The sequence below is a fragment of the Paenibacillus albidus genome (assembly GCF_014644435.1).
GTDB classification, from domain to species: domain Bacteria; phylum Bacillota; class Bacilli; order Paenibacillales; family Paenibacillaceae; genus Paenibacillus_AQ; species Paenibacillus_AQ albidus.
In genome coordinates, this window is record NZ_BMKR01000032.1 from 23163 (window position 1) to 47955 (window position 24793).

Annotated in this window: 24 protein-coding genes; 5 read left to right on the top strand and 19 right to left on the bottom strand. The window is 48.7% G+C overall.

All coding sequences use genetic code 11. From position 1 onward, the window contains the following. Positions 1 to 727: 727 nt before the first annotated feature. The 8 genes from IEY53_RS26115 to IEY53_RS26150 form a co-directional block, all read right to left on the bottom strand. The gene (locus tag IEY53_RS26115) at positions 728 to 1630 is read right to left on the bottom strand and encodes an AraC family transcriptional regulator (protein WP_189030224.1); all 903 of its coding nucleotides are present in this window, start codon (positions 1628 to 1630) and stop codon (positions 728 to 730) included. Positions 1631 to 1736: 106 nt separating this feature from the next. Beyond that, the gene (locus IEY53_RS26120; RefSeq protein WP_189030226.1) at positions 1737 to 2672 is read right to left on the bottom strand and encodes a DUF4179 domain-containing protein; all 936 of its coding nucleotides are present in this window, start codon (positions 2670 to 2672) and stop codon (positions 1737 to 1739) included. Between the two features lie 184 nt (positions 2673 to 2856). Beyond that, on the bottom strand, positions 2857 to 3612 hold the full coding sequence (locus IEY53_RS26125) for a DUF6612 family protein (RefSeq protein WP_189030228.1): 756 nt from the start codon (positions 3610 to 3612) through the stop codon (positions 2857 to 2859). A gap of 138 nt (positions 3613 to 3750) precedes the next feature. Beyond that, positions 3751 to 4404, bottom strand: a complete 654-nt coding sequence (gene catA / locus IEY53_RS26130) for a type A chloramphenicol O-acetyltransferase (RefSeq protein ID WP_189030230.1) — start codon at positions 4402 to 4404, stop codon at positions 3751 to 3753. Between the two features lie 104 nt (positions 4405 to 4508). After that, positions 4509 to 5303: a hypothetical protein gene (locus IEY53_RS26135; protein WP_189030232.1), complete on the bottom strand. Its 795-nt coding sequence runs from the start codon at positions 5301 to 5303 to the stop codon at positions 4509 to 4511. A gap of 98 nt (positions 5304 to 5401) precedes the next feature. Next, a complete protein-coding gene (locus tag IEY53_RS26140; protein WP_189030233.1) occupies positions 5402 to 5650 on the bottom strand; it encodes a hypothetical protein in 249 nt (82 codons plus the stop codon). 93 nt (positions 5651 to 5743) lie between these two features. Next, positions 5744 to 6541, bottom strand: a complete 798-nt coding sequence (locus IEY53_RS26145) for an ABC transporter permease (protein ID WP_189030234.1) — start codon at positions 6539 to 6541, stop codon at positions 5744 to 5746. A gap of 4 nt (positions 6542 to 6545) precedes the next feature. Next, a complete protein-coding gene (locus IEY53_RS26150) occupies positions 6546 to 7448 on the bottom strand; it encodes an ABC transporter ATP-binding protein (protein WP_189030235.1) in 903 nt (300 codons plus the stop codon). Between the two features lie 160 nt (positions 7449 to 7608). Here IEY53_RS26150 and IEY53_RS26155 point away from each other — a divergent pair, with 160 nt between their 5' ends. Next, on the top strand, positions 7609 to 8358 hold the full coding sequence (locus IEY53_RS26155; RefSeq protein ID WP_189030236.1) for a LytR/AlgR family response regulator transcription factor: 750 nt from the start codon (positions 7609 to 7611) through the stop codon (positions 8356 to 8358). Next, positions 8339 to 9622, top strand: a complete 1284-nt coding sequence (locus IEY53_RS26160) for an ATP-binding protein (protein WP_189030237.1) — start codon at positions 8339 to 8341, stop codon at positions 9620 to 9622. The genes IEY53_RS26155 and IEY53_RS26160 overlap by 20 nt, the downstream gene beginning before the upstream one ends. Here the strand turns inward: IEY53_RS26160 and IEY53_RS26165 are convergent. The 5 genes from IEY53_RS26165 to IEY53_RS26185 all read right to left on the bottom strand — a co-directional run bounded on the left by IEY53_RS26165 (position 9577) and on the right by IEY53_RS26185 (position 15298). Next, positions 9577 to 11205 (bottom strand): alginate lyase family protein, encoded by a 1629-nt coding sequence (locus IEY53_RS26165; protein ID WP_189030238.1) that lies wholly within the window; start codon positions 11203 to 11205, stop codon positions 9577 to 9579. The two genes, IEY53_RS26160 and IEY53_RS26165, sit on opposite strands and share 46 nt — an antisense overlap. Beyond that, entirely contained in the window at positions 11148 to 11807 is a 660-nt protein-coding gene (locus IEY53_RS35775; RefSeq protein WP_189030239.1) for a heparinase II/III family protein, read from the bottom strand. The genes IEY53_RS26165 and IEY53_RS35775 overlap by 58 nt, the downstream gene beginning before the upstream one ends. A gap of 30 nt (positions 11808 to 11837) precedes the next feature. Beyond that, complete coding sequence (locus IEY53_RS26175) at positions 11838 to 12707, bottom strand: carbohydrate ABC transporter permease (protein WP_189030240.1); 870 nt, start codon at positions 12705 to 12707, stop codon at positions 11838 to 11840. A gap of 15 nt (positions 12708 to 12722) precedes the next feature. Further along, positions 12723 to 13631: an ABC transporter permease gene (locus IEY53_RS26180; RefSeq protein WP_189030241.1), complete on the bottom strand. Its 909-nt coding sequence runs from the start codon at positions 13629 to 13631 to the stop codon at positions 12723 to 12725. Between the two features lie 92 nt (positions 13632 to 13723). Next, positions 13724 to 15298: an extracellular solute-binding protein gene (locus tag IEY53_RS26185; protein WP_189030243.1), complete on the bottom strand. Its 1575-nt coding sequence runs from the start codon at positions 15296 to 15298 to the stop codon at positions 13724 to 13726. A gap of 200 nt (positions 15299 to 15498) precedes the next feature. On the opposite strand from IEY53_RS26185, the gene IEY53_RS35385 reads away from it, so the two are divergent. Genes IEY53_RS35385 through IEY53_RS26195 form a run of 3 tightly spaced genes read left to right on the top strand, consistent with a single transcriptional unit; the run spans position 15499 to position 18915 of the window. Further along, a complete protein-coding gene (locus IEY53_RS35385) occupies positions 15499 to 16581 on the top strand; it encodes a cache domain-containing protein (protein WP_229696373.1) in 1083 nt (360 codons plus the stop codon). Continuing rightward, positions 16506 to 17297 carry a sensor histidine kinase gene (locus IEY53_RS26190; RefSeq protein WP_229696375.1) on the top strand — a complete coding sequence of 264 codons (792 nt, stop codon included), beginning with the start codon at positions 16506 to 16508 and terminating at the stop codon, positions 17295 to 17297. The genes IEY53_RS35385 and IEY53_RS26190 overlap by 76 nt, the downstream gene beginning before the upstream one ends. Then, positions 17290 to 18915, top strand: a complete 1626-nt coding sequence (locus IEY53_RS26195) for a response regulator transcription factor (RefSeq protein ID WP_189030247.1) — start codon at positions 17290 to 17292, stop codon at positions 18913 to 18915. Before IEY53_RS26190 ends, IEY53_RS26195 begins: the two co-directional genes overlap by 8 nt. On the opposite strand, the gene IEY53_RS26200 is transcribed toward IEY53_RS26195, so the two are convergent. The 6 genes from IEY53_RS26200 to IEY53_RS26225 form a co-directional block, all read right to left on the bottom strand. Then, positions 18912 to 19301, bottom strand: a complete 390-nt coding sequence (locus tag IEY53_RS26200) for a tautomerase family protein (protein ID WP_189030249.1) — start codon at positions 19299 to 19301, stop codon at positions 18912 to 18914. The two genes, IEY53_RS26195 and IEY53_RS26200, sit on opposite strands and share 4 nt — an antisense overlap. Positions 19302 to 19335: 34 nt before the next feature. Next, positions 19336 to 19692, bottom strand: a complete 357-nt coding sequence (locus IEY53_RS26205; protein WP_189030251.1) for a glyoxalase superfamily protein — start codon at positions 19690 to 19692, stop codon at positions 19336 to 19338. Between the two features lie 541 nt (positions 19693 to 20233). Continuing rightward, positions 20234 to 20944, bottom strand: a complete 711-nt coding sequence (locus IEY53_RS26210) for a polysaccharide deacetylase family protein (RefSeq protein ID WP_189030253.1) — start codon at positions 20942 to 20944, stop codon at positions 20234 to 20236. Positions 20945 to 20960: 16 nt separating this feature from the next. Then, positions 20961 to 21554, bottom strand: a complete 594-nt coding sequence (locus IEY53_RS26215; protein WP_189030255.1) for a YkoP family protein — start codon at positions 21552 to 21554, stop codon at positions 20961 to 20963. A gap of 116 nt (positions 21555 to 21670) precedes the next feature. Further along, complete coding sequence (locus tag IEY53_RS26220; protein WP_229696376.1) at positions 21671 to 22438, bottom strand: ABC transporter ATP-binding protein; 768 nt, start codon at positions 22436 to 22438, stop codon at positions 21671 to 21673. 8 nt (positions 22439 to 22446) lie between these two features. Next, complete coding sequence (locus IEY53_RS26225) at positions 22447 to 24786, bottom strand: ABC transporter permease (RefSeq protein ID WP_189030259.1); 2340 nt, start codon at positions 24784 to 24786, stop codon at positions 22447 to 22449. Between the last annotated feature and the right edge of the window lie 7 nt (positions 24787 to 24793).

The window sequence follows — 24793 nt, forward strand, 5'->3', positions numbered from 1 at the left end:
TGGCTTCAGCGGGCCACTCCTGGTGCCCTTCCCAAGGCTAACGTGCCGCAGGGCAGAAAACACCCTCTAAAACAAGGTAAATATATCTTCATCCTGTCTCCATTAACTTTATTTACCTATTAATCGCAACTAATGAACCTTGAAATCGGGAGAAAGAGGACTTCACCACAGAGATTTGCCAGAACCAGGACTTTAGTTATAGCATTATGCATAAAATATGAAACTACCAGAAATAAGCGGTCATTTTCAGAAAATAAACAAGCAGCACAGGGGAACAAGGCGAATCAAGTGGCACCTCTTCTGTTCATAGCAATCACTCGGATACCTCAAAAGTCACGTCATTTGACCCTGTTTCAATGCAGGATGAACGAATCATTTTTATGGAGTAAGCCAGGATGTCATCCACTTCTTTTTAAAAACCATGCTTAAATATTGAAGTTTTAGTCATAAATTCACCGTAATTAATTACATTTTAGAAACCATTAAACTGTTATAGTTACATTTTTGTTACTTTTAGGCCCTTATACCCTCATCTTTTGCTTCATTATGTATAAAAACACAGAATTCCTTATTAACTTTGCATATGGCTGATGAGTCATTATCCTGATTAGTGAACTTGAGGATTTTTTTGACTATGCGCACACACTGTATTAGTAACATGAAAAATACCCCGGAGCTCTCCGCGACAGTGTCTGCCGGGAGATTTTCGGGGTATTTTGAGCATCTGTTAAGGCTGTAAATCAGGCGTATTTGTTGATCCTTTTGGACGAACCGGTATCCAGATCTCGCTTTTGAACGTGGGGGAAGTGAGCTCTTTGCTCTCATTCCATAAGATTTCGGGTCCTTCTATCTGTTCATAATTGGAAGAAGGGAACCATTCGGAATAGATACGTCCCCAAATTTCCTGAAGCGTGCCGGGAAAAGGTCCCACCGCTTCGAACACGGCCCATGTGGCGGCGGGAACATCCAGCTGTGAGAAATGCTTCGGGCCTTCCTGCGAGGTAGCCACACCGATGTAATGATCCAGCTCCCCTTTTTCCTCCATACGGCCTTCGGAGAAATTCGTGGATGCGCTCAGGAAACCCAGCGGCATGACATTGGACAAGCTCTTAAGCTCGGTGATGGACTGCTCATTCAGACTTGCCCACATCGCGGCAATCTCCGGATTGACGCCGTTGAACTGAATCGGCACCCTTTTGTACAACCCCACGATCCGAAACGCTTCTTTCTCTTCCATACGGTAGTTCATTTCATTTCCTCCTCTGATCGTCAACTGAAACGTCATGCGGGGAAAGGATTTGAGCGGTTGACCCTTGACTCTGGCTTCCGAAGGGGTCACGCCGTGAAAGAGCTGGAACGCCTTGGTGAAGGCATCCGGTGAACTATAGCCATAGGTGATCGCAATGTCAATGATCCGGGACTGGCTTTGCTGCAGATCAAAGGCTGCCAGCGTCAGCCGTCTGCGCCGGATGTATTCGGACAATGACACCCCCGCAAGAAATGAGAACATCCGCTTAAAATGATATTCCGAACAAAAGGCCCGTTTTGCCGCTTCTTTGAAGTCCATTTCACCGGTAAGATTCTCTTCAATGTAGGTTAAAGCATGGTTCATATCCTCAAGTACGTTCATGCTCTTCCCTCCTTTCCGCTGAACTCAGCTTATCAAAAATATCAGAGAAGGGTCCGACAGTTCGTGCCCAAGATTGACGGGTGTCAGGGGCCCCCATGTTTACTTGTTATTTAACCGCAATTTTCATTTCCAGGTCCTTGTAATAGGTTTTGGCCCACTTTCCCTGGCTGTCCTGAAATATTTTCCCGTTGGCATCTGTTGAATACGTAAAAGGCTTTACAGTAATTGACTTGGGGACAGTGGAAAAAGAGCTGTAGTTCTGTTCCTCGGTACCGCTTGTTTTGACTTTCTCAAACACCTTGCTCCATGGTGAGAACACATTCCCTTTCTCATCAACGAGGTCATATAACATCCTGACCGGCTTTGCCTTGGACTTGGCTGCTGCCGGAACTTCACCCTTAAAGCTCACCTGGAGCGACATGGTTAACGGAGTCATCTGGAAGGAAGTCACCGTATAGCTGAATTTCCCGTTCTTTTTGGAGGTACCCGGCTTCAGGCTTAAGAGGCTTTTGATCTTATTCACTTGAACGTTGAAGATAAACGGCTCTTTCACCCCGTTGGCGTAAGCCTTCAGCGTCATTTTGAATTCATCCGGTATTTGCTGCTTGATGATTCCTTTGGTCAATTGGATCAAGGCAGCGTTGTTATCTTCCGGCACCGTGCTTACGGAAGTATCGTAAAACATCTTTTTCCCATTGGCAGATACATCCACATTCTTGGAATTATCCAAAAAGGAGCCATTTTTGTCCACAGAGCCCCCTTCCTGCCTGATGCCTGCGACAAGCTCATTTCCGTCATAGATCAGGTCGGTTAAAGTGAGGGTCACGCCATCATTCGTCACCGCCTGATTCGGGGCTGAAGCCAGCCCTTTCTGGAAAACAGCTTTTAGAGTGGTGTTGTCGCTGATCGCAAACACGCTGCCAGCCTTAACGTCCTTGTTGTCAGTGACTGCGGCAGCGCTCACCGGCGCAGCGAATCCGCCGCCGGCAACTGCCATCCCCAGTGTGGCGGTTACTGCTGTTACCGCAATCATTTTTTTCATAGTATTGAAGCTGATCCTATACATTAGTTCCTCTCTCCTTTTCTTTACAACAATATACAATGTAACGCTTCCCGGATGCCATTTTGTGACAAGGACGCCAAAAAAACACCCTCCGGGTGAAGAGGGCGCTGGAAAAGTTTCCAGTATCAAAAAGAGACAACTGCTCATTTTTCCTAGTTAGTCCTTACTGCTCACTGAACGCTTCCGGCATAACAATCTCTTGAACCCCGTTATAGTTGCTTAACGTTGTTGTGAACTCACTTACGGATTCCAGCTGTAACAGTTCCGATTTGGAGGAAGCGTTGAACTCAGCCTTCACTTCTTGCGGCAAAAGAGTCTCCTTATCCAGAATATAACTCAGTTTTATCATGTCCAGCATTTCCTGCTCCAGCACTTGACGCGTAGATTCACTCGCCTTTTGTGTTGAAGTCTCTATGCTGAGCACATATTGCTCGCCTTGTTCACTAAGCTGCATACTGCCGGGATCGACAAGATAGTGATCTATCCAGTCATACGGATTGACAAATTTTTGCGCGGACAGCTTCTCTTTTTGTTGTTTCTGGGCATCCATCTTAATGAATACCCCATCTGTTACATGTTCATGATAATCTTCTTCCGATATGTATTGTTCCTTTACACGATCCTCTTCACTGTTTTTCGTTATCATATGCACAGTGAATGGACTCACGATATAGTCAGCGTTGAAAACAACAGAGACCACATTTTCCTTTCTCTCTTCTTCTGCTCCATAGGTTGTTTTCTCTTCTTTCTTGCTTTCGATCGAGTAACTCGCCTGCTTGGAGAGTTCAGCACGGGACAGCGCTAATATCTCTGCAGTACGTGTCCCCGCCGCTGAATCAACCGTTGATTCCGCATTGGCTGAGCAGCCGGTCAACACCAGCAGCATAAGAACTCCTGCATACAACAACCTTCGGAACATCTTTAAATTCACTCCTTCAATTTCAAATAGAAACTTACATTCCTATATATACCATATTAAACTATTTCGAAACAGTAGCGGGGTATAAAAAGCTCCCGTGACAAGTCACAGGAGCTTTCCATTTATTTCTCATTCTCTTTAGGATAGCCATTCCTTACAGTTGTCCGCCCGAGCTTGCAGCCCGTTAAACATGAGGCTGGCATGGTACCCGTCACAGACCGCATGGTGGAATTGTCCCGCAAAAGGCAGCAGTATTCTCCCGTCTTGCCGAAAATATTTACCTATTGTAGAAATGGGCAGTAAATACGTTCCTTCATTAAAGACATTGAGGTTAAAACCCGAGAAGCTGACCCACGGTATGCTGGATATGGGAATGGTATTGGGTGGCTCGTTTGTCTTCGCTGAAAATTGTTGAACCTTTCCGTATTTGTCCATGTCCTCAAGATAACGGTTGTAGAAATCGTGAAAATCTTCACTGTACAACGTCCAGAGGGCTGTAAAGGTCTTATCCTCCTCATGGAAAATAGTAAAGCTAGGCGACATGCTGTCCCAGTACCCTACCCTTCCCTGAGCATCAAGACAGGTCCGAAACTCAATCTGGCCGTTGACCGTTGCAGTAATCATGTGGATAAGAGCCGGGTAGAGCTTCATCCCTTTACTTTTCAACTCAGCCAGCAAGCGGGTAATGTCAATGTTTGCCGTCATGCTGTAGGTGCATCTGGTATGGTTAAGATAATGTTCATAATAGGGCTTTCTCGCCCAGTTATCCATATTTATTGGATGAAAAATCATTTGATAACCTCCTAAAATGGTTCATTCCTGCGTTTTAGGAGGTAAATTCCACTGACTTAACCATATCCTCATCACAATCCTATTTCATTATTTATATCCGGATCTTATAATCCGGCAGCAGCTTTAATTTGTGCTCTTTGGGTCATGATTAATTCCTTCAAAGTTTCTGTACCAAATGCTCCTGCTGTAAATGCATTCGCCTTTGGATAATAGATCATACGAAAAGACGTGCCATCCTGAAGGGTTACGCGCAGGAAAACTCCCGTCTCAAACCTGGCTTGCTCATAGACTTTATCAAAACCGAAATAGGGGAGCGGCAGCAGCTCACGAATGAATGCTTCGCTTGCAGCCTCACTGAAGTCGCCGATTAGACTGCCATCCATCCCGCTTTCCAAGCTAACCTTTTGTACTTTTCCTTTGATGTCGAATAATTCTTCCATCGTTGCGGCCTTCGGATTATCCTTCACTTCATAGATCTTGCCGCCTGCTACGACGCGAAACTCCGGAGTATAGCCCTTTAGTGCGTAAATTTCAGTGCCAATCGGCAGGAATGCGGCATCACCATTTTGGGTGACATGATTCGTACAAGCATGCTCATTCAACATATAAGAGACTTCACCTACCTTGTCCCCTTTCTGCTCCGCCGACACTTCCTTCGTGCCATCATAATTTTGGTAGTACTTAATATCATCGATCATCAGGAAATCAACCCATTCAATGACCGCCCCGCATGGTTCTGCGGTTTTCTCTGCAATCGGTTCCGGGACGGCCGTCGCGGCTTGAACCTCGGGCCGGGTTCCGGGCTGCACTTGCTCATTACCTGTCGCACCGCAACCCGCCAAAGCCGCCGCTCCCTGAAGCAGACCTATCCATTTCACCATATCTCCGGCTCTTTTCATATCCATCACCTCAATGCTTATAGACGTGTTATCAAGACCTAATGTTACAGACAAAAAAGACACGTCATTAGGGATGAGTGTCTTTGAGTAACGTCCGTTTATTGAAAATTACGCCAGGATAGAATCAGCGATACAACGGCCAATGCCGCAAAGATCAGGGAAATCTTGCGATTTCTGCGCATGTTAATGCCATAAGCTGTAAAAAAAACTGCGGCCGCCAGCTTGGAGCCCCCTTCGTAATACGGATGATCCGGCACGAGTGAACTGCTGAACAGAATGGATAGGAGCAGCATGGTACCCACCAGCAGCTTAAACCATAAGGGTTCGCTCAGGAAATATTTAATCATGAATTTAATTCTTGAGATAGTCTGTAACTCCTTCCTGAAACGTATTTAACTATACTTACATTCGCGGGGAATAACAGATATCCTTCCATAAATTCAGGTATGAATATCCTTTTTCCCAAATGAAATATAGATGGCTGCCAAGGAAATGATCAGGACGATCAGCGGAATCAGCAGTACCTTAACAAAGCTTTGGGCCCCGGACAGCACAATATGCTGTGAATGGATAACATAGATGCCAGAGAACTTCATAATCTGTGTAGTTAAGGTATGGTCCGAAATCAGTCGCAGCCATGCGGAGGAAGTCTCCCGGAAATAACCGCTGAGCATAAAGTCGCCAAATACGACAAGGAAGGTCGCCACTACCGCAGATGCCGTTCTTTGTATCCAAAGACTTATCAGCATGATTAACGCGGCATAGGCAGCTAAATATAGGATATTCAATCCGAGAACACGAAGAGTCACCAGCAGCTCGGCACCCCAAGGGTGATCTCCAATACCGGAACCTGTCACCAGGGCTGCCGCCAAATACAATAGGTAGAACAATCCAAAGAATAAAAGCATCCACCAGACAATCAGCTTGAGCACAGTAAGATATTTGCCGGTGACATAGGTAAATCTGCTTTGGCCTCCTGCCAGAATCACTTTGACAGAACCAAATTCAAACCCTTCCGTGGTAAAAAAACAAACATAGACCGGAATAATAAAATATAACAACAGTGATAGCTGAGTCAAAATGGTTAAAGGTTCCACCGGGTTATTCATTTCATAACCGGACTTGCTCCCCGTCCAGAATGCCAATACTGTACTTGCCAGAACGAACAACAGGGAAATCCCCCGGAACAAAGTGTCCTGCCGCAAATAATAGGCCTCTGCCTGCAGAAAATTCTTCATTTTCTCATTCCCCTATCAGATCCATATAATAATGTTCGAGGTTCGTAAGCGACAGTTGGATTCCTTCAATAGGAATCCCCTGCTTGATGAAGATAGACATGAGCTGCTCCAAATCCGTTAGATCCTTGGAGATCATCAGCTCCCCTCTCTCTGTTGCCGCAATATCATGGATATGCAGTTCATGTTCCAGCACCTTTATCGCTGCTTCCGGTTCGCTTGTCTTGATGCAAATTTGTGATTCCGCAGAGCGCAGCAGCTCTTGAGCTGTGACCTCATGAATCAGCCGGCCTTTATGTATAAACCCGAATTTGGTGGCCAGCAGCTGCAGTTCACTTAACATATGGCTGGAGATAAGGATGGTCACTCCTTCTTCAGCAACAAGCCGGGTTAATATCCTTCTCATCTCTACAATACCGGCAGGGTCGAGACCGTTCGTTGGCTCATCCAGGATCATAAAAACCGGGTTATTCAACAGCGCGATAGCCAATCCGAGCCGCTGCCGCATCCCCAGAGAATAATCCGAGGTGTTTTTGGTTCCTACATGCGCCAGTCCTACCAGACGGAGCACGTTTCCAATTCGCCCGGTATCGGTAATTCCGTACAGCTTGCAATAAAATTGCAGATTCTGTTCCGCATTCATATGCGGATAAAGAGCCGGATGCTCAATTAACACCCCTAAGCGGGCCCTGGCCTTGGATAACTCCGTTGTCCCCAGCAGTTCCAGGGAACCCTGGGTCGGATAGACAAGTCCGCAGATGATTTTCATTAATGTACTTTTACCGGCACCATTCTCTCCGACAAAACCATAAATATCGCCTTGCTCAATCTGCATATTCAGACCATCCAGAGCCGCGACTCCGCCGTAATGCTTGGATATTCCGCTCGCTTTAAAGATTATTGATTTCATGTGCATCCTCCTTCAGCCTGTTTTTCTGAGTACAAAATAACACGGCAACAATGCAGGAACACACAGATGGTAAAAAACAAGTGCTTACCTGTAATTTTTACCCCTTCGGGATGGGTTTGGATGAGTTAAGATTAAGGGAGAGGAGAAAGGAGAATTTCTGATGATTGGCATCGCGATTTGTGATGATGATATAAAGAGCACAGAATACATAGAAAGTCTGATCCTAAACAGCCCCCTGTATAACCAAGAAAAGCTGATTATATCCATCTTCTATTCGGGAGAGAGTTTTACTAAAGCGGTGCAGCCCTCATGTCCTTTCGATCTGATATTTATGGACATCGAAATGAGCGGCATGAACGGGATTCAAGCAGGGCATGTTCTGCGGGAGGACTACGACAATGATCCTGTTCAACTAATCTATATTTCCTGCTATGAACAATATCATGTTCAGCTGTTTGAGGTCCGGCCATCCGGCTTCATTAAGAAGCCGATACAGAAGGAAGCTTTTGAACAGAAGCTGCAATCTGCCATACATAGAATACAACGACTGCGTACCCACCAGAAGCCAAGGCAGCTGATCATTCAGAAAAAAGGCGTCGAAGCTCTGATTCCCACCCGCAATATTATGTATTTGGCCAGTGACCGAAGGAAGATCATTCTGCACACTGTAGAGGAAACGACCGAATATTACAGCACACTCTCGGAGGAGGAAAACAAGCTGCCTGTGGAACAGTTTATTCGCATTCACCAGTCTTATCTCGTAAACTTCTGTTTTGTGAAACAGATCTCAGCCAGGAAAGTTATATTATGCAACGGTGAAGAATTGCCAGTCAGCGAGAAGCACAATGCAACGTTGCACAAAAAGTATTTTAATTTCAGGAGGAGTTTGCTTGAATCCGCTCATTCTTGAGGAGTTTTTTTATGCCCTTACACTTACGGTCCTTCCGTACATTATTCATTATTTTTACAGCCGCTGCTTCGGCAAACGTCTGGAATCGGGACCGGCTGTTTTTTTATTATATCTTGTTTATTATGTCATCGTTCTACTGCTGCACCTTAGTCCGCTGCCAGGGGCATGGCTGCTAGGATTGAATCTGGCTTGTATTGTGCTGCTGTCTTTTCTCTATCAAGGTACAGTACGGTGGCGTATAGGCGCCGCTTTATTTCTCACCTCACTTATTTTATTGTCAGATGTCCTCCTGGGTCCGGTGTATTCAACCGGCGGTTACATCCTCAATCTGTTCCTATCGAAATTTCTGATGTTTATATGGGTACAGGCGACCTTGCGAATTACCAAATCCTTTGGTGACGGCAGTCTGAATATGTGGTATTGGATCGGACTGTTCTGTCTCCCGTTCCTGACCCTGCTTGGAATGGTTCACCTGACGGCAAATTTGACCTTTCGCGAGAACCTGTCCTTTATTCCCGTAATTTCAGGTGTAATGCTATCCGTCAACTTCTTAATCGTACTTTTAGGTGATCGCGTAATGTCCTTGCAGGCCATTCAGTACAAGAATGACCTGCTTGAACAACAAAATGCCTATTACATCAACCAGTATCTGCTGAACCGTGAACGCCAGGAAGAGGCTTTCAAGTTTCGGCATGACTTCAAGCATATTTTGCTGGGACTTCGTACCAAATGGCATGCTGGAGAACTGGATTCCGGACTAAGTGAAGTGGACCAGCTTCTTGGTTCCATGGAGGGGCAGGATACAGAATCCTGCAACAGCGGCTGCCTTATTCTGGACTCGATCCTCAATTACAAATACATTACGGCTAAGAAGCTGGGTATTGCTTGGCATCTCGATATCCATATTCCGCCTAATCTTTCACTGAACGCCTCCAGGATTAGTATCATTCTGGGGAATACGCTGGATAATGCCATAGAAGCATGTTCTCATGCTGCAATCGACAAGCCCTATGTGAATGTGAAGGCTCACTACTGGAATGAAGCCTTGTTTATCCGGATAGAGAATCCCTACCAGCACAAGATAAGCACCAATCGTCTGGGGGAATTGAATTCTACCAAAACAGGGAAAGCCGTCCATGGCATTGGCCTCAAAAGTGTTAGAAAAACCATTGAGGAGTGCGGTGGACTTTTAGATTTTTCTTATGAGAATCAGGTTTTTCAAATCGAAATCTGCCTATTCAACCTCATAATCAGATCGTCTTGATAACGGCAACCTGCGAACTCCAGCTCCTCCTGCCTGTTTATCCCCGGCAAAAGATTCTCGGTAACGATATTGCCTGTGGCGTCCAGATACGAATCCACAGGTACACTGTTATGGAATAGACAGATTTCATCCGTCCAGCCTGCCCCGGAGATCCGCAGCGCGGTCGCCTCATTAGCGGAAAGTTCGCGGCTTTGGGTGCGGACCGGTAGCCGCTGGAGCTGAATCTCCGGCCGCTTGGCTCCATAGGGAACAATCAAGGTCTCGCACACTGCCTTCCCGGTTCTTAACATCGTACGTTTCACCACCGGGTTCACATGGTATTTCCCCAGCCTGGAATCCAGCCCGGATTCCAATACAATCTGATCGTCATCTGTATCCTGGTCAGGGAACATCACCAGCACATTGCTGTCCGGATGATGGGTATGAACGCGCTGTCCCCCTTCAGCCATAACAGCTTCTCCAATCGGCAAATGAAAATATTGCTCATAGGTATGCTGCTCCTTGGCCTCCAGAATATCTACAATAAGCCAATACCGGTTCTTCACGACAATGACCTTACGGGAATGAATGACCGGATCATCGTAACGGGTATAGCCGTAATGACTGGCGAACCAATAGTCATAGGTGTCTTCGTGCCGCACATCCCATATTTTAGTGGGCGCAGTCGGCGTTGTGCTCCAATGCAGGCTCCTTACATGCTGGTCCTGCCCGTCGACGACTAGGGTATTATGCGCCCGCGTGGATACGGCATATTTGCGTTCCTTGTTCCATTCGAACAAGCCCATGCCGGTGTCCACCAGCAGCTCACGCCCTCCCGCAAACAGGATCAGACTCAGACTGTCGGCGTGTGCGTGCCCGCCGATGCCCACACCTGCACGCATTGCTGCATACATCGCATCCTGCTCCCAGCTCTGCCGGGAGAACAGATAACCACCGGCCAGGAAGCTGGCGGATGTTGCAGCCGGGGGTTCTGCCTGCAGCTGATCATAACGCCGGGCGGCTTCAGGACCCAGCCGCCAGAGCAAAGCAAACGGAAGCTGGGCATGGCCCAAATATTTAAAGTCGCCCCGCCCGTAGAGAAGTGCGCCCAGACTCATCGTGTTGCGCAGCTCATTCGCCATTTGCGGGTGCACATCGGAGTCACCAAATCTGGGCAGCAGCCCGTCAGGAGTCAGGGAGTGCATCAGCACTTCATACATTTTCTCCAATACCCCGCTGTATTCCGGGGCTTCAATACCCATCCGCTGCAGAAGCGGCACCAGTTCAAACAGGTCCCGCATCACCACATGATGATAGTTGGGACTGCCCTCAATCTGCACACCGTCGGCATAGACATTCTGCCGGACATACCCCGGCATTTCCCGGAGCGCGTAAGCCAGCCATTCCTCTGCTGCTTTAAGTTCCGGCAGCAACAGGGCGACCTGAATCAGGCCTCGCATTTGCATACACACATGATTGCCATGCGGAGCATGATAACGCCGCACATATTCCCCATGCTCCTGGAAGGATTTGATCATCATCATCTTCACTTCGGGAGTGAAAGCTGCCGATCTGTAGAAGGTGATAAAGGCTTCCGGCAACATGAACAGGCGTACCCTACTGATAACGGGTCCCAGGTACAGTGTTCCCCCCGGAACGTTCCGTCCACCGGCACCGGATTATCCAGGATGAAATCCTCCATCATATGATTAAAACAGGCGGCGTATTTCTCATCCCCGGTCAAGGTGTAGGCCCTCGACAGCCGCTTCACATAAGTGAACCTTGTCAGATGCAGCTGATATTGCGAGCTGTCGTACAGCCAGCTGTTCCAGTTGTATTTCCCGTCAGGGAGATAGACCCTTTTGTCTTTGAAAATCGGTAAATCGCCTTGGGTGATCCGGTCAGCCTCCGCAATATCCTGCAGCGCTTCCGCATCCCAGGCATACCGGCTGCGGGCCTCCTGCATCAGCCGGGGAACATCATTGATATCGAAATAATAACGTTTCACCTGTGCCGAATCCATATGCTGCAAGTAAACGTTCCGCGCCCCCTGCACATCCCCGGTGTCCAGAAGCAGCCGTACCTGCTCAAGCCCGGGTTGTCCCAGCTCCAGCACTTCGCGGAGAAACACCTCATCGGTCGGCAGCGGTTTGGTATATTTAGGATCGTTCCTTAACTCTTTGTATCCCTTAAGTTTCATTGTCATCACCTTTATCCCTCAGCGGCGGCTGCCGCTTTATTCTTTGATCGAACCCAGCATGGCGCCTTTGGCAAAATATTTCTGCAGAAACGGGTACACAATGACAATCGGCAGCATCGCGAGCAGGATCGCCGCATTCTGCACATTTGGACCCAGATTGGCGGCCAGCTGCGCGTCGAGTGCAGCGTCCGCGGAAATATTGGAAGCACTGATCGCTACCATCTGCCGCAGCAGCGGCTGTATCGGCCAGCGGTTCGTATCGTTCAGGTAAATCACGGCAGAGAAGAACTCATTCCAGAACTGAACCATAAAAAACAGGGTGAAGGTGGCGATAATCGGCTTCGAGAGCGGAATGACGACGGAGAACAGAATACGGAATTCACCCGCACCGTCGATTCTGGCCGCTTCATCCAGGCTCGGCGGCAAGCTCTGGAAGAAGGAACGGATGACCATCACGTTCCAGGCACTGGTTGCTGCCGGGAGAATAATCGCCGCATAGGTATCGATCAGACCGAGATTTTTAACCACCAGATAGCTTGGAATCATCCCGCCGTGAAAAATCATCGTAAAAAAGATCAGCAGCAAAACAGCTCTTCTGCCGGGAATCCCTTTTTTGGACAACGCGTAGGCCAGCATGATGGACACAACCAAGCTAAGCAAGGTACCCAGGACGGTGATGATAACTGAATTTTTGAGCGAGGTCAGGAAGGTCTGGGCATTCAGCAAATAATTGTAGGCATCCAGCGTCCAGTGCTTCGGCCACAGAATGAGATTGCCGGCCATCGAATCACCCGGAGGACTGAAGGATACCGCTATAATATATAGAAAAGGTACAATTACCGTAAGACTGATTAAACAGATTATCGCGGCAATCAAGCCGTCGAACCAGGTTATTTTTGCTTTCATACTGTCTCCACTCCTCTAGAATATGCCTTCTTCACCCAGCAGCCGGGCCGCATAATTGGCGCTTACTACCAGAATCAGACTGACTATCGATTTGAACATGCCGACCGTGATCGCGAAGCTGTAGTTGAACTGCTCCAGACCGATATGGTAGACAAACAAGTCGAATACATTGGACACATCCAGATTCAGTCCGTTGGACATCAGGAAAATCTGCATGAAATTTGAATCCAGCGAAGAGCCCAGTCTGAGCAAAAGCAATACTACAATGGTGCTTTTGATGCCGGGCAGGGTAATATTCCATATATTTTGAAGACGGTTGGCACCGTCCACTTTGGCGGCTTCGTACAGTTCCGGGTTGATTCCCGCCAAGGCGGCTAGAAAGATAATGGTGCCCCAGCCTGCGTCTTTCCAGATGGATTGCAGGATGACCAGCGGCCTGAACCATTCATTGCTGACGAGAAAGTTCGCCCCGCCGCCAAACCACTGTTCCAGGTAGTGATTGATCACACCCGAAGGCCCGAAAAAGGAAATGGTGATCCCATAGATAACCACCCAGGACAAGAAATGGGGCAAATATACGATGGTTTGCGAGAAACGTTTGAACGTCAACATGCGGATTTCATTAAGCATAATTGCGAGCAGTACCGTAAAGGGAAAATACACCCCAAGGTTGAGAAAGCTGATGATCAGCGTGTTTTTAAGCAAAATGACAAAGTCCGAGGTGCTGAAAAAATCCCTGAAATTCGTCAGACCCACCCAAGGGCTGTCCACAATCCCTTTGAAAGGGCTGTAGTCCTTGAAGGCCAGTACCAGTCCCGACATCGGCACGTAATGGAATACAAGAAAGTAGATAATACCCGGCGCTGCCAATACATAAAAGGGCCACAACTGCTTGAACCGGTTGAGACGTTGCGTTTTTTGCATAGTTTTGCCCTCCCTCCCCTTATTTCTATAATGGAAACCTCCGGCTGCCCATCCGGACAACCGGTGCATCCAATCCTGTTCCGGTACGAATCCTATTTATGCTCGGCCTGATATTGCTCCAGCAGCTCTTGAGTGATTGTGGCTCCCGTCCCGTTGCTCCAGGCATCGATTTCAGCCTGCACATTGTCCCAGGTTCCTTCACCCAACACATATTTGGTCATCACGGCATTCATCTTTTTGTAGCTGTCCGGATTTTTGCTGGCCGTTTCCGAACTAAATGGAAGGAACGGATTCTCAATTCCAAATTTGCTGATCGTGTCCAAAGACTCCTTTTGCTTCTTCAGAATTTCCTGATCTTTGGACGTTGCATAGACGTAAGGGTCTACCCGGTTCTCCAATACAAAAGCGCTGGGTTTATCCAGGTCGTATTGCTTAAGCTGCTCTTCTGTCTGCACAGCGACTCCATCCTTGAACTCACTGGCATGTACACCGATGACACCTGCTTTGGAGAAGGCTACGTTCTCCTCGGACGCTGTGAAATCGAGGAAATCCACGATCTGCTGAACCTTCTCCTCAGGCACCGAACTTGGAATCGCCCATAAGCCGTAGTAGCCGCCGATAACAGCAACCCCCTTGTCACCAGCCGGGCCTTCCAGCAGATCAATGATGGCGATTTCTGCATTCGGATCGGCCTGGCGCAGCTTGATCAGATTGCCTTCTCCAATATCACTGGCATTGCCCGAGAATACGCCGGCAACCCCGGCCAGGAATTTACTGCGGGCCTGCTGCTGATTCTTAAGTACAGGCGCATCCTTGTCGATCAGACCTTTGCTCCAGGAATCCTTCATCCAATCCAGGAAAGTCTTATATTCCGGGGTCTGAAAATCCCGTACCGGCGTATCGTTATCCAGCTTCCATGTATTCGGAATCCCAAAGGAGAACTGAATAGGGAGCACTCCCGCAAAAGGTCCTGGGCCCCCTGCTCCATCTACACCGAACACCGTGAGCGGAATCGTTTTGCCGCCACCTGCCGGATCGTTTTCCTTGAAAACCGTCAGAGCTTTGGTCAACTCATCCAAGGTCTTCGGGACTTCGAGATTATATTTATCCAGCCAGTCTTTGCGGATCAGCATGCTGGCTTCGCCGCCCCCGTACAATCCCCGTGGCCGCGGGATGCCGTACACTTTTCCGTCGATTTTAATGTTATTCCAAACTGCATCCTCGATCATTTTGATATTTTTGGTTTTTTCGAGATAAGGGGTCAGGTCGTAGAAAGCGCCCATGCGGACCAGGTTGCTGAATTTATCATCTTTCCCGCCGTCCATCAGCAGCAAATCGTATGAATCTCCGGCAGAGACTGCAACCGACAGCTTATCCGCATAGGCTTCCGAAGGAACAAAGGTTACATTCAGATCCACGTTTCCACGTTTCTCCAAATCCTCCAGCGCCTTGTTGTTGTCCGTGGCCGGCGGATTGCCGAACAGAATGGTCATCGCCTTAATCTGGGCAGCCTCTGCTTTGCCTGGCGCTTGATCCGTGCCTGATGGTTTGCCGGCGGCATCCCCTCCTTCATTCCCAACTCCCGAATTGCCGCCGGAGCAGCCGGCGAGTGCAGTAGCCAACAACACAGCAGTTATTGCAGACATCAGCTTGCGTTTGGATTTCATCATGTATCCCCCATTTTTCATTTGTTGTTCAGCGTTGTTTCCTGTGTACACTTCGGATTATAGGATACGCTTACATTTGTGAACATGCCGATTTCAAGCCAAAGTGTAACCATTTTTCAGATTCACGCAAATCTCTGTATCCTTCCTACAGGGGTCATACTATAATCAAATATAGAAATCTACTAATGGAAGTGTTGCTTATGCTATCCCCATTTATTAACTTTTTGACCCGGAGCTTCTACACCAAGATGATTCTCGTCATGCTCGCCATATCCATTATTCCTTTAATTGTACTCTCTTTTATTTCTGTAAGCGTATCCAGTACTACGGTCGAATCCCAGGTGAACCGGCTGAATGCCCAGTTGGTGAATCAGGTCTCCGACCGCATCGAGCTGACGATGTCGCGTTTCCGGGAATTAAGTGAACAATACTCGCGGATGTCCTCCATTCAGAATGCGCTGGTTTCTCCGTCGGCACTTTACTTTGAAGAGGTTGTCCGCAAAAAGGATCTCATCTCCGTACTCAGCACGGCTTCGGCGATCATCGGCAATGTGGAGGGGCTGCAGGTGTATTCTGCCGTTACAGGAGAAGTCCTGTCCTCGGATGCCGCCCCGGCTACCCTGGACAGTTCACCTTGCAAACCTCTGATCGAGTTTTATTTAGCTTCAGGTAAACCGGGCCTTTTTCTGGACAAACATTCCTTGCCCGATCTGGATATTCTGGATGAGTCGACTTATTATATCTCCCGGATCCCGTTTTTCCAATATGATGAGCTTAAAGGGATTCTGCTGATCTCCATGAACAATGAAGAGTATCTGCGCCAGATTCAGAATATCCAGCTCGGCTCCGAGGGGTCGATCTCTTTGGTGACCGATGACGGACATACTATTGCCACTACCAGCAAATTGACAGGCAGTGAAGACAACAAACGCATCGGTCATATTATGCAATATTGGAAAGAGCTTGGACAGCCGGGTCAATTCCGTATGGACGCTTCAATTATTTCCATCAAGCAGAACACGACTTTTGACCAGTGGGTTGTGATCTCGGAGATTCCTTCCAAGGAACTTAATCAAAGTACGGTCATTCTCCGCCGGACCATGATGTATGCACTGGCTTCGCTTGTATTTCTGGGCGCGTGTCGGTTGTTGGCTTCGGGTACCGCCTGTATCGTCCGCTGCAGGCGGTCAAACGCCAGGTTGATGCCATTAAAAAAGGCCGCTTTGAGGCCCGGGTCACCCATTTTGCCAATAATGAGATCGGCGATCTGGGCCGGATGCTGAATACTATGGCTGTGCGGATTCAGGATCTGCTGGCCGATCTGCATGAATCGGAGGATCTGAAGCGCAGACTGGAAATCCGCGCGCTGCAATCGCAGATCAACCCTCACTTCATGTACAATACGCTGAATACCATTCGCATGTTTGCCATGATGAAGGATTATGATCAGATCAATTCACTGATGGGGCGTCTTGTATCTCTGCTGCGTTATTCGATGGAGAATTACGAACAGACGGTTACCCTCCAGCAGGAGCTCGACTATCTGGAGGACTATGTTGGACTGCTCAATATGCGGTATAAATATCAGATCGCACTGCAGGTGGAGACCGAAGAACCGCTGCAGCGGCTGCAGATCCCCAAGCTTAGTCTCCAGCCGCTAATTGAGAATGCCGTGTTCCACGGTATTCTTCCGGCCAAAACGCCCGATGGTCTCATCACTATCCGGGTCTACACAGACCCGGAACAGAACAAAATGATGATGGAAATCAGGGACAACGGAATTGGGATGGAGCAAGCAGAGCTGGAGAAACTGAGAATCCACCTGCTGCGCGAGGAAATCAGTGAAAATATCGGGATGCAAAATGTCTGGATGCGGATGCGGCTTATGTTCGGTAAAACCACCCAGCTTATGTTAAGCAGTGAACCCGGCGGGGGCATGAACATCCGCTTTATCATTGAAATGGACTCGGTGCGTGTAAAGGAGGAGCCTTATGAATAACTATAAAGTCATACTGGTCGAGGACGAATACCCGGCCAGAACTGTATTTCGGGGGATGATCGGGCAACGCGGCGATCTGTTCACCTTGTGCGGGGAAGCGGAAGATGGACAAGAGGGCCTGGAGCTGTTTCTCAAGTTCAAACCCGAGCTGATTGTGACGGATATTACCATGCCCGGAATGAACGGCCTGGAGATGTTGCGCCAGATTGAGCACAGCGGTCTGCCCCAGCCGCAGATTATTATTCTGACTTGCCACCAGGATTTTCATTATGCCCAGCAGGCCATCCAGCTGAAAGCCGCCTCCTATCTGATCAAGGATGACTGTCTTTCCGACCCGGAGCTGCTGACAAGAACACTGGAGGAGCTCAGCCATAAGGTGGTCTCCCTGGACCAGTCTAGGGAGAAGCAGCTGCTGCTGGAACAGAAGGTCCGCTCAAGCGAAATTGAAATTGAGCAGAGTTTGTTTCTGGACATGCTGCGCTCCCCTGCTGCCGGCTCGAAATGGCTGTTAAGTCTGGAGGAAGCGCATATTCCCGTGCGCAGCGGCCGCTTCAGAGCGCTGCTGCTGGAGCTGGACCGCAGCTCCTTGCGGTTCTCCATGGATCAGCTGGAGGAACTGAAGCTTTGGCAGTTTGCCGGTGTGAATGTTCTGAAGGAGCTGCTCGACCTCCAGGGTGCGAATAAGGTAATCACACTGGACAAAGGCCGTTTCTTCGCGGTATATGTGGACGACTCCCGGCAGGAGGACTCCAGGCGGATTGACCTGCTGGTGCAGAGCTTTGCGGCCAACCTCAAAATGGGAGTCCTGGCTTTGGAGTACGTCTTTCATCCAGGCACGGACAGCCCTACCGAAGCGATCAAACATCTGGCTACCGCTTCCTATCCATTCTTCTACCATTCCAATCAGACCCTTAGGGACCGGCACTGGGAGAAACTGCTCCGTTTCAGCAGTATTCCCGAGCATCTAAGCCGCTTCTGGGCCAAAGTTCTCAAGGCTGCCTTCCTGGAGCCTGGTATGGGCAGCTCAGCGTTACCGGATCGGGAACGCAGTTCCTTGTATCAACAAGCGGCCGAGCAGCGCTGGGAACCGGAACAGATCAAATCGTTATACCTGAGAGTGTTCCTGGAACTTAGCCATTTCATCGCAGATACAGATGGCGGAACGGATCTGGAGGCGTCTTTTCGCAAAAAGCTGGAGATCTGCCAGACCTTCCACGCCGTACATGATACGGCCTTGTCCTACTTCCGCAAGCTTCGCCAGCTCCATGGGGAAGGAACGAAGCTGGATGCTTCCATCACAAAAATTGTGCAGCGGATACATGAGGAACTGAACTATCCTTATAAACTGGAAGAGCTGGCGGCCTCTATTAACTACAGCGTTCCTTATTTCAGCAGCATGTTCAAGCGAACAGTCGGGGAGAGCTTTATTCAATATCTGACCCGGCAGCGGATTGAAAAAGCGAAGCTGCTGCTGTTGACCACGGATCAGAAGACCTTTGAGATTGCCGAAGCCATCGGCTTTGCGAACTATCGTTCCTTTAACCGCATATTCAAAAAAGAAACCGGAGTAACTCCCTCCGATTTCAGGCGTATGGGAGCAGCTCCCGAGCAAGTCTAAATATTCACATTATAATTCAATTGCAGCTCATCCCCGGGCAAACCTCTGATCCCCCAGCTTGCTGTGGGCGTCTCAAAGATGGTGATTTCCAGATCCTCCGGGGAGATTCCCACTCCATCCCGGATACGCTCAAAGAGCAGCCGGATCAATTCTTTCTTAGAAGCGGTGGATCGTCCTTCAAAAATGCTGATTTCCAGGATCGTATACGCCGCTGTCCGCCCTGGAGCGTAATAGAAATCCTCCTGCTCCATGGGGAAAAACCGATGGAATTTCTTATCTGCAGGATACTTGAAAGCCTCTACTATGCAGGAATGAATAATATCGGACAACTTATGCTGGATAGGCTTCAAATGTTCCCTTATCCCGTAAATTTTGACTTGAGCCATGTTTCCCATCTCCTCCTAAAACCGATTTAACTACCTATATGCGGGTACAAATACGCAGCTGATTGCCATCCGGGTCGGTCACGTTCATCATCCGCAAGCCTTCAATTTGCTCATCAGGCGGCTCGATAGGTCCAATTAAGGGATTGCTCATGAACTCGCTGTACCATTCATCTACATTGGGAACGAACAAGTGAATGAGCCCCCCAACCTGGCAATCCCCGGTATGCTCCGTTAAATAGAGGGTCATTTCATCCCTTGTCAATTGGGCAAAGACCGGAAAATCCGGCTCAAACTGATGTTCCCAGTCGACCTTAAAACCCAGTCCTTGTACATAAAACTCCTTGCTGACGGAATAGTTCGTAATACGAAACGCAGGAATGATATTTTGCATAGTGTTCATCCTCCTCTATTGGACATTTAACTACAACATAACATTTTTACAGGCAAATTTGAAAAAAAGGTTACGCTCACAAAATGACCAGATCAAAGGTGCTGTGTGCCGATTTACCGCAGTCAAATGGGCCAGCGAACTTTCGGCGGATTTTGGGCTTGGAACGGTCTGTGCTGAAACACCGCTCGCTCGAATGTATTTAGTGCAGCACAATCGCTCCCGGAGCGTTAAAAAATCCATTCTGATGTATTTCGTACAGGGAAAATCCAGTAATCAAGCGTTTCCCAGCCCTTTCTGCTATTCCTGATGCAGTTAATGCAGTTAAATCGAAAAAAAGCCGGATGGACTCGCAGCCTGATGTACAAAGTGCAGTGAAAAGACTCCTTCTCTAATCCGAGCTTCATTGATCCCCTTATTGGCGGGAACGTGCTCATCATCTTTGCTTCGGCTCTGAAAGTAGCGGTACATGCAGTAAAGTGAATAGCAAAACAAGGATTCTCCCCTAACGGGTGAATCCCTGTTTTGTCTTCTGGTTCACTGATCACCCGTGGACTGCCAGTTCATCCAGCCGGACGAATTGCAGGTCCCTGGATTGCAGCTGACCCAGCACCTCCTCCAGCGCTTCCAGCATAAAATAGGGCGCATTCCGGTCAGCACCGGGCGCTTCACCGCTGTCATGAAGCACAACTACAGTGCCATCTGTAATTTGGCTTAAGAGTGTTGAACGCAGTTTGGTCCGGCAGACCCTGCTGCTCCAGTCTCCGGCGATTAACGACCATAACGCGATCCGGTAGGGCTTGCGGAGGAAGAAATCAAAGATATTGATTAAGCCCCAGGGCGGACGGTAGTAGCTCGGGCGTATTCCAATGATGGATTCAATAATATCCGCTGAACGCTCCAAATGCTCACGCCGAATGGTCCCTGGCAGCATCAGCCAGTTGGAGATATGCTCATAGTTATGAATGCCGATCTGATGCCCTTCCCGGTGCATCCTGCGGATTAACTCCGGGTACTGCTCTGCTTGGGAGCCAAGTACAAAAAAGGTAGCTTTCACTTGATGCTGCTTCAAAAGATCCAGCAGCCTGGGTGTATATTGCGGATGTGGCCCATCATCAAAAGTGAACGCTGCCCGGTGCTTCGTGTGTCCCTTGCGAAGAACCCCCCAGCCGATCATTCTTGTCAGTATACTTGGGATAAACATATACAAAGTGGCGAGGCCTAACCCCGCCCCTGCCAAATAAGCAAGTATCATATTCCTCCGCCACCCCTTAACAAGGCAGATTCGCTGCGGGAGCGAAGCGGTTCCTCAGTGAAGTCCGCGAGTGGATCAGCAGCATCGGCACCAGCTTGTCAGTCCTCCGGCCGATCCGTTCTCTTCCGTCCGGATGCATGGCGGACAGCAGCAAACGAAGATAAAGGGTTGTGATATGTTCAAACAGACCGGGCTTCATCTGCCGTTGTTCAAATCCCAGTCCGTGTATCAACCCCCGGTGGAGCAGTGTAATCCCCATCAAAGCCTTGACGTCCCTGAATTCGGCTTGCGATTCAAAAGCAACATTAATTTGCTTCATCGATTGCCGCAGCAGCCGGGCTGTCTGGAGTGCAGCCCGGTCCGCACCTTCGGATTGAATCAGCTTGAGGATGGTCCCATTGTCCAGGTGAATCTCCCCCACCCATTCCCCTTTATGGATAACTGTCGCATCCTCACAGATTATGGCCTCTCCCCGGTGTTTTTTTAGCATCACCGTACATATGCCAAATCGCGCCGTGTGCGATCCACGAAAGTGGGACAACAGGGCAAATGCTTTTTCCCACAGCATCCAGACAGACTGGATCGTACTTTTGCGTATTTTGAAGCCCATAACATTCACCTTTCTCTACAACGGTAATTGTCTTTCTATTCCCATTGTATCCAGTGAAGTTTTCTTTTTTCTTATCTGTATCTTACAAAAATCTTAAGCTATATTGCCTCCCTTTGCTAAAATCCCATCTTGAACAGCCATGCAGCAAGCTTTTCCTCCCGCTCTTTAGAGTCATCTTCAGTGCTGTTATATTTACCCAGCCGATGCTCACCTGCTATACTGCCGTCGAGCATATATAAGACACGTTCGGCCTTCGCCGCAACCTTCGTATCGTGGGTGGCCATTAGAATAGTGGTGCCTGAAAGGTTGATCTCCGCCAGGATATCCATGATTTCGCCGGCTGACTTTGAGTTCAGCGCACCGGTCGGCTCATCCCCGAACAGGATATCCGGTTCATTGATCAAAGCCCGGCAGATGGCTGCACGCTGCAGCTGGCCACCCGACACCTGTGTAATGTCACGCTCGGCCAGGGCGGAAATACCGGATTTCCTCATTAACTCAGCTGCTCTATGATTAATGGCGCTGCGGCTGCTGTTGTTTGCCTGGTAAGCGGACAAAATGATGTTATCCCGGATGTTCAGATTCTTGAGCAAATGCATTTGCTGAAAAATAAATCCCATCTTGTTCAGACGTAGTCCCGCTAATTCATTCTCGGAAAGACCTGCAAGCTCCTGTCCATTAAAAACAACGCTCCCCGCTGTCATTTCGTCCATCCCGCTGACCGTATAGAGCAGTGTGGATTTGCCAGAACCCGATGGACCCATCAGGGCAACGAATTCCCCCGGCCAGATCTGCAGGTCTATTTCTTTCAGCACCGGCTGCCGAAGATTCTGGCCTGTCACATAATCCTTGCTTAAGCCCTTCGTCTCCAAGATAAACATGATCTCTCCCCCTATGCAACAATTTGTTTCGTTATACTGGATGTTCCCCTCGACCGGCTGCTCACCAAAGTGGTAACCGTCACCACCAGCAGCAAAACTGCCGGAAGAAGCAGATAGGCCGCTGCCGGATTGACCACCAGCTGAATTCTGGAAGCCCCCATAAACGAACCCAGCAGCCCGACCAGACTTTGCCCGATTGTGCCTGAGGCCAAGATTCCAAAGAGAATGCCTGTCACTGAGATCAGCAGCAATCTTACCAAATACTGCATGCGGATATCCTGCCGTGTGAAGCCCAGACTGCGCATAATAGCCATTTGCGGGGAATCCTTGGCCAGCTGCATTTTCAGGAACAAAGAGGTTATCAAGATAGAAATCGATAAGCCAATCCCTGCCGCCAGCAGGGTAACCAGCTTGAGCTGGCTAATGGTATTGCCCAGAGTCTGGGAGAGATAGCTTTGCAGATGAGTAATTTTAGCCGGGTAAAAGGCTTCGGCATACTGGTCCATTTTCGCCTGAACCGAAACCCCGGGCAACACATCCAGCGCCACGACATACCAGAGCACACTGTTAGGATCATGGGGCAGCTGCGCCTTGGCTGTCCTGCCTCCGTTGGTGATATCCTGATAGATCCCGCTGACCTTCATTTCCTTTTCGGCTCCACCCACCAGGAGGACCAGCGTGTCCCCGACCTTTTTATCCAGTTCGCTTGCATTCAGATCTGAAAGCGCGAGTTCATTGTTATTGCCAGGAGCCGCTCCGCTTATATAGGACAATGGAAAGATCGAGAAATCCCCACTCTCCACGTTAAGATTCTCCCACACACCATCGCCGCCGAGCACCTTAAAACGTGAAGTAATCAGCGGTGAATACCGCTTGATCTCCGGGTCATTGTCAATGGCAGCAGTCAAACGTTCAAACCGTTGCTCAGTATCCTTCGACTGCTGTAAATCAATACGAATATCACTTTGGCCTACCCCCATGTACGCAACGAAACCGGGAGACTGCAGCGTATTCAACAAATTTACCGGCACAATGATGATAAATACACAAATGACATAGACGAACAACAGCAGTGTGAACGTGGAAATCCGTGCCATCAGATCCTTTAGTCCAAGAAAGGTATTTACCTTCATATATTTGCGCTTGTCGAGCTTTAACCAGCGGGCACCTGAACGCTTCTCATGAACTGTTCCTGAACGCAGAGCTTCCACTGCCGATATACGGCTCAACCTTCTCAGAATCATCCGGCAGAACAGTATAACCATTCCAAAGATCAGACACACCGCCAGAACGGGTACAGTATGCTTAAGCCAGCTGTTCGGAGCAGCTCCCAGATACAGACTGATGTTGGCTGTAAATAACCGCATCACAGCAAGTGAGATGAAATAGCCGCCAAGCGATGACAGTGCTGCTATAACGGTGTATTTGGCCAAATAAATCCGTTTGATCTCCTGCTGCGGGATGCCGATCGCTTTCATGACACCAATCTCTCTGTAATCCTCCTCCATAGTGGCAATCATCGTAAATCGCAGACATAACACGGCAATCAGCATCAGCAGAAAGCTTACCAGTATAATGACGATTGCGATAATTCCGTCGGTCAGGGCATTTAGTGTCTTGAATAAAGAATAATCAATCGCGGGCCCTTTATTCGGCATGTCCGAAGCTTGATAGGCATTGCTGAATTCACTAAGCTTGCTCAGATCGGTAAGCTGAAATTCAAGCAGATATTCGATCTCGCCGAGGTTTCCCTGAAGTCTTCTGAAATCAGCATCGTTCACCACAAAACGTTTGGAGCTGACAATGGACGGATTCATTTGCACATCACGCACAAAATGGGCAATGGTAAATTCCTGCTCAAAGGTCCCGCTTGCAATACGGACGGGATCACCAATCTTCAGATTGTGCTGCTGCATGTAATAGATAGGAACCGCAATTTCTCCCGCAGCTACCTGGATGACCTGATTATCGAGATTCAGGAGCAAATCAAAAGAAGGGTTCTGTCTTACAAAGCCGATGTCCATTACGCTGTTCTCTTCCGATTGTCCGCTCGGACCAAGGAATATATGTGAGCCGTCAATCCCGAGCATTTCCACCGTCTGCTGGTCCGCTATCAGTGGTTGCTCCGATACAAAGCGCTGAACAGTGTCCCTGTCAAGCGGTCCGGCATGCATCTGCACGTAATGGGGGGCTTTGGATTGGGCCAGCAGATGATTCAAGGAGCCGGACAGCTCCATAATCATGTGGGAAGCTGCGGCCATAAGCAGGGCTGACAGCAATATAAATACAAACAGCACCAGAGTGATGATCTTATTTCTTTGAAAATCGCGTTTTACAATTTGCAGCAGCATGAATTTG

Bases quoted from the DNA above. Each gene is read 5' to 3' on its own strand.
- IEY53_RS26115 (WP_189030224.1), bottom strand. From the start codon at position 1,630: ATGAACGTACTTGAGGATATGAACCATGCTTTAACCTACATTGAAGAG.
- IEY53_RS26120 (WP_189030226.1), bottom strand. From the start codon at position 2,672: ATGAAAAAAATGATTGCGGTAACAGCAGTAACCGCCACACTGGGGATG.
- IEY53_RS26125 (WP_189030228.1), bottom strand. From the start codon at position 3,612: ATGTTCCGAAGGTTGTTGTATGCAGGAGTTCTTATGCTGCTGGTGTTG.
- catA (WP_189030230.1), bottom strand. From the start codon at position 4,404: ATGATTTTTCATCCAATAAATATGGATAACTGGGCGAGAAAGCCCTAT.
- IEY53_RS26135 (WP_189030232.1), bottom strand. From the start codon at position 5,303: ATGAAAAGAGCCGGAGATATGGTGAAATGGATAGGTCTGCTTCAGGGA.
- IEY53_RS26140 (WP_189030233.1), bottom strand. From the start codon at position 5,650: ATGATTAAATATTTCCTGAGCGAACCCTTATGGTTTAAGCTGCTGGTG.
- IEY53_RS26145 (WP_189030234.1), bottom strand. From the start codon at position 6,541: ATGAAGAATTTTCTGCAGGCAGAGGCCTATTATTTGCGGCAGGACACT.
- IEY53_RS26150 (WP_189030235.1), bottom strand. From the start codon at position 7,448: ATGAAATCAATAATCTTTAAAGCGAGCGGAATATCCAAGCATTACGGC.
- IEY53_RS26155 (WP_189030236.1), top strand. From the start codon at position 7,609: ATGATTGGCATCGCGATTTGTGATGATGATATAAAGAGCACAGAATAC.
- IEY53_RS26165 (WP_189030238.1), bottom strand. From the start codon at position 11,205: ATGTTGCCGGAAGCCTTTATCACCTTCTACAGATCGGCAGCTTTCACT.
- IEY53_RS35775 (WP_189030239.1), bottom strand. From the start codon at position 11,807: ATGACAATGAAACTTAAGGGATACAAAGAGTTAAGGAACGATCCTAAA.
- IEY53_RS26175 (WP_189030240.1), bottom strand. From the start codon at position 12,707: ATGAAAGCAAAAATAACCTGGTTCGACGGCTTGATTGCCGCGATAATC.
- IEY53_RS26180 (WP_189030241.1), bottom strand. From the start codon at position 13,631: ATGCAAAAAACGCAACGTCTCAACCGGTTCAAGCAGTTGTGGCCCTTT.
- IEY53_RS26185 (WP_189030243.1), bottom strand. From the start codon at position 15,298: ATGAAATCCAAACGCAAGCTGATGTCTGCAATAACTGCTGTGTTGTTG.
- IEY53_RS35385 (WP_229696373.1), top strand. From the start codon at position 15,499: ATGCTATCCCCATTTATTAACTTTTTGACCCGGAGCTTCTACACCAAG.
- IEY53_RS26195 (WP_189030247.1), top strand. From the start codon at position 17,290: ATGAATAACTATAAAGTCATACTGGTCGAGGACGAATACCCGGCCAGA.
- IEY53_RS26200 (WP_189030249.1), bottom strand. From the start codon at position 19,301: ATGGCTCAAGTCAAAATTTACGGGATAAGGGAACATTTGAAGCCTATC.
- IEY53_RS26205 (WP_189030251.1), bottom strand. From the start codon at position 19,692: ATGCAAAATATCATTCCTGCGTTTCGTATTACGAACTATTCCGTCAGC.
- IEY53_RS26210 (WP_189030253.1), bottom strand. From the start codon at position 20,944: ATGATACTTGCTTATTTGGCAGGGGCGGGGTTAGGCCTCGCCACTTTG.
- IEY53_RS26215 (WP_189030255.1), bottom strand. From the start codon at position 21,554: ATGGGCTTCAAAATACGCAAAAGTACGATCCAGTCTGTCTGGATGCTG.
- IEY53_RS26225 (WP_189030259.1), bottom strand. From the start codon at position 24,786: ATGCTGCTGCAAATTGTAAAACGCGATTTTCAAAGAAATAAGATCATC.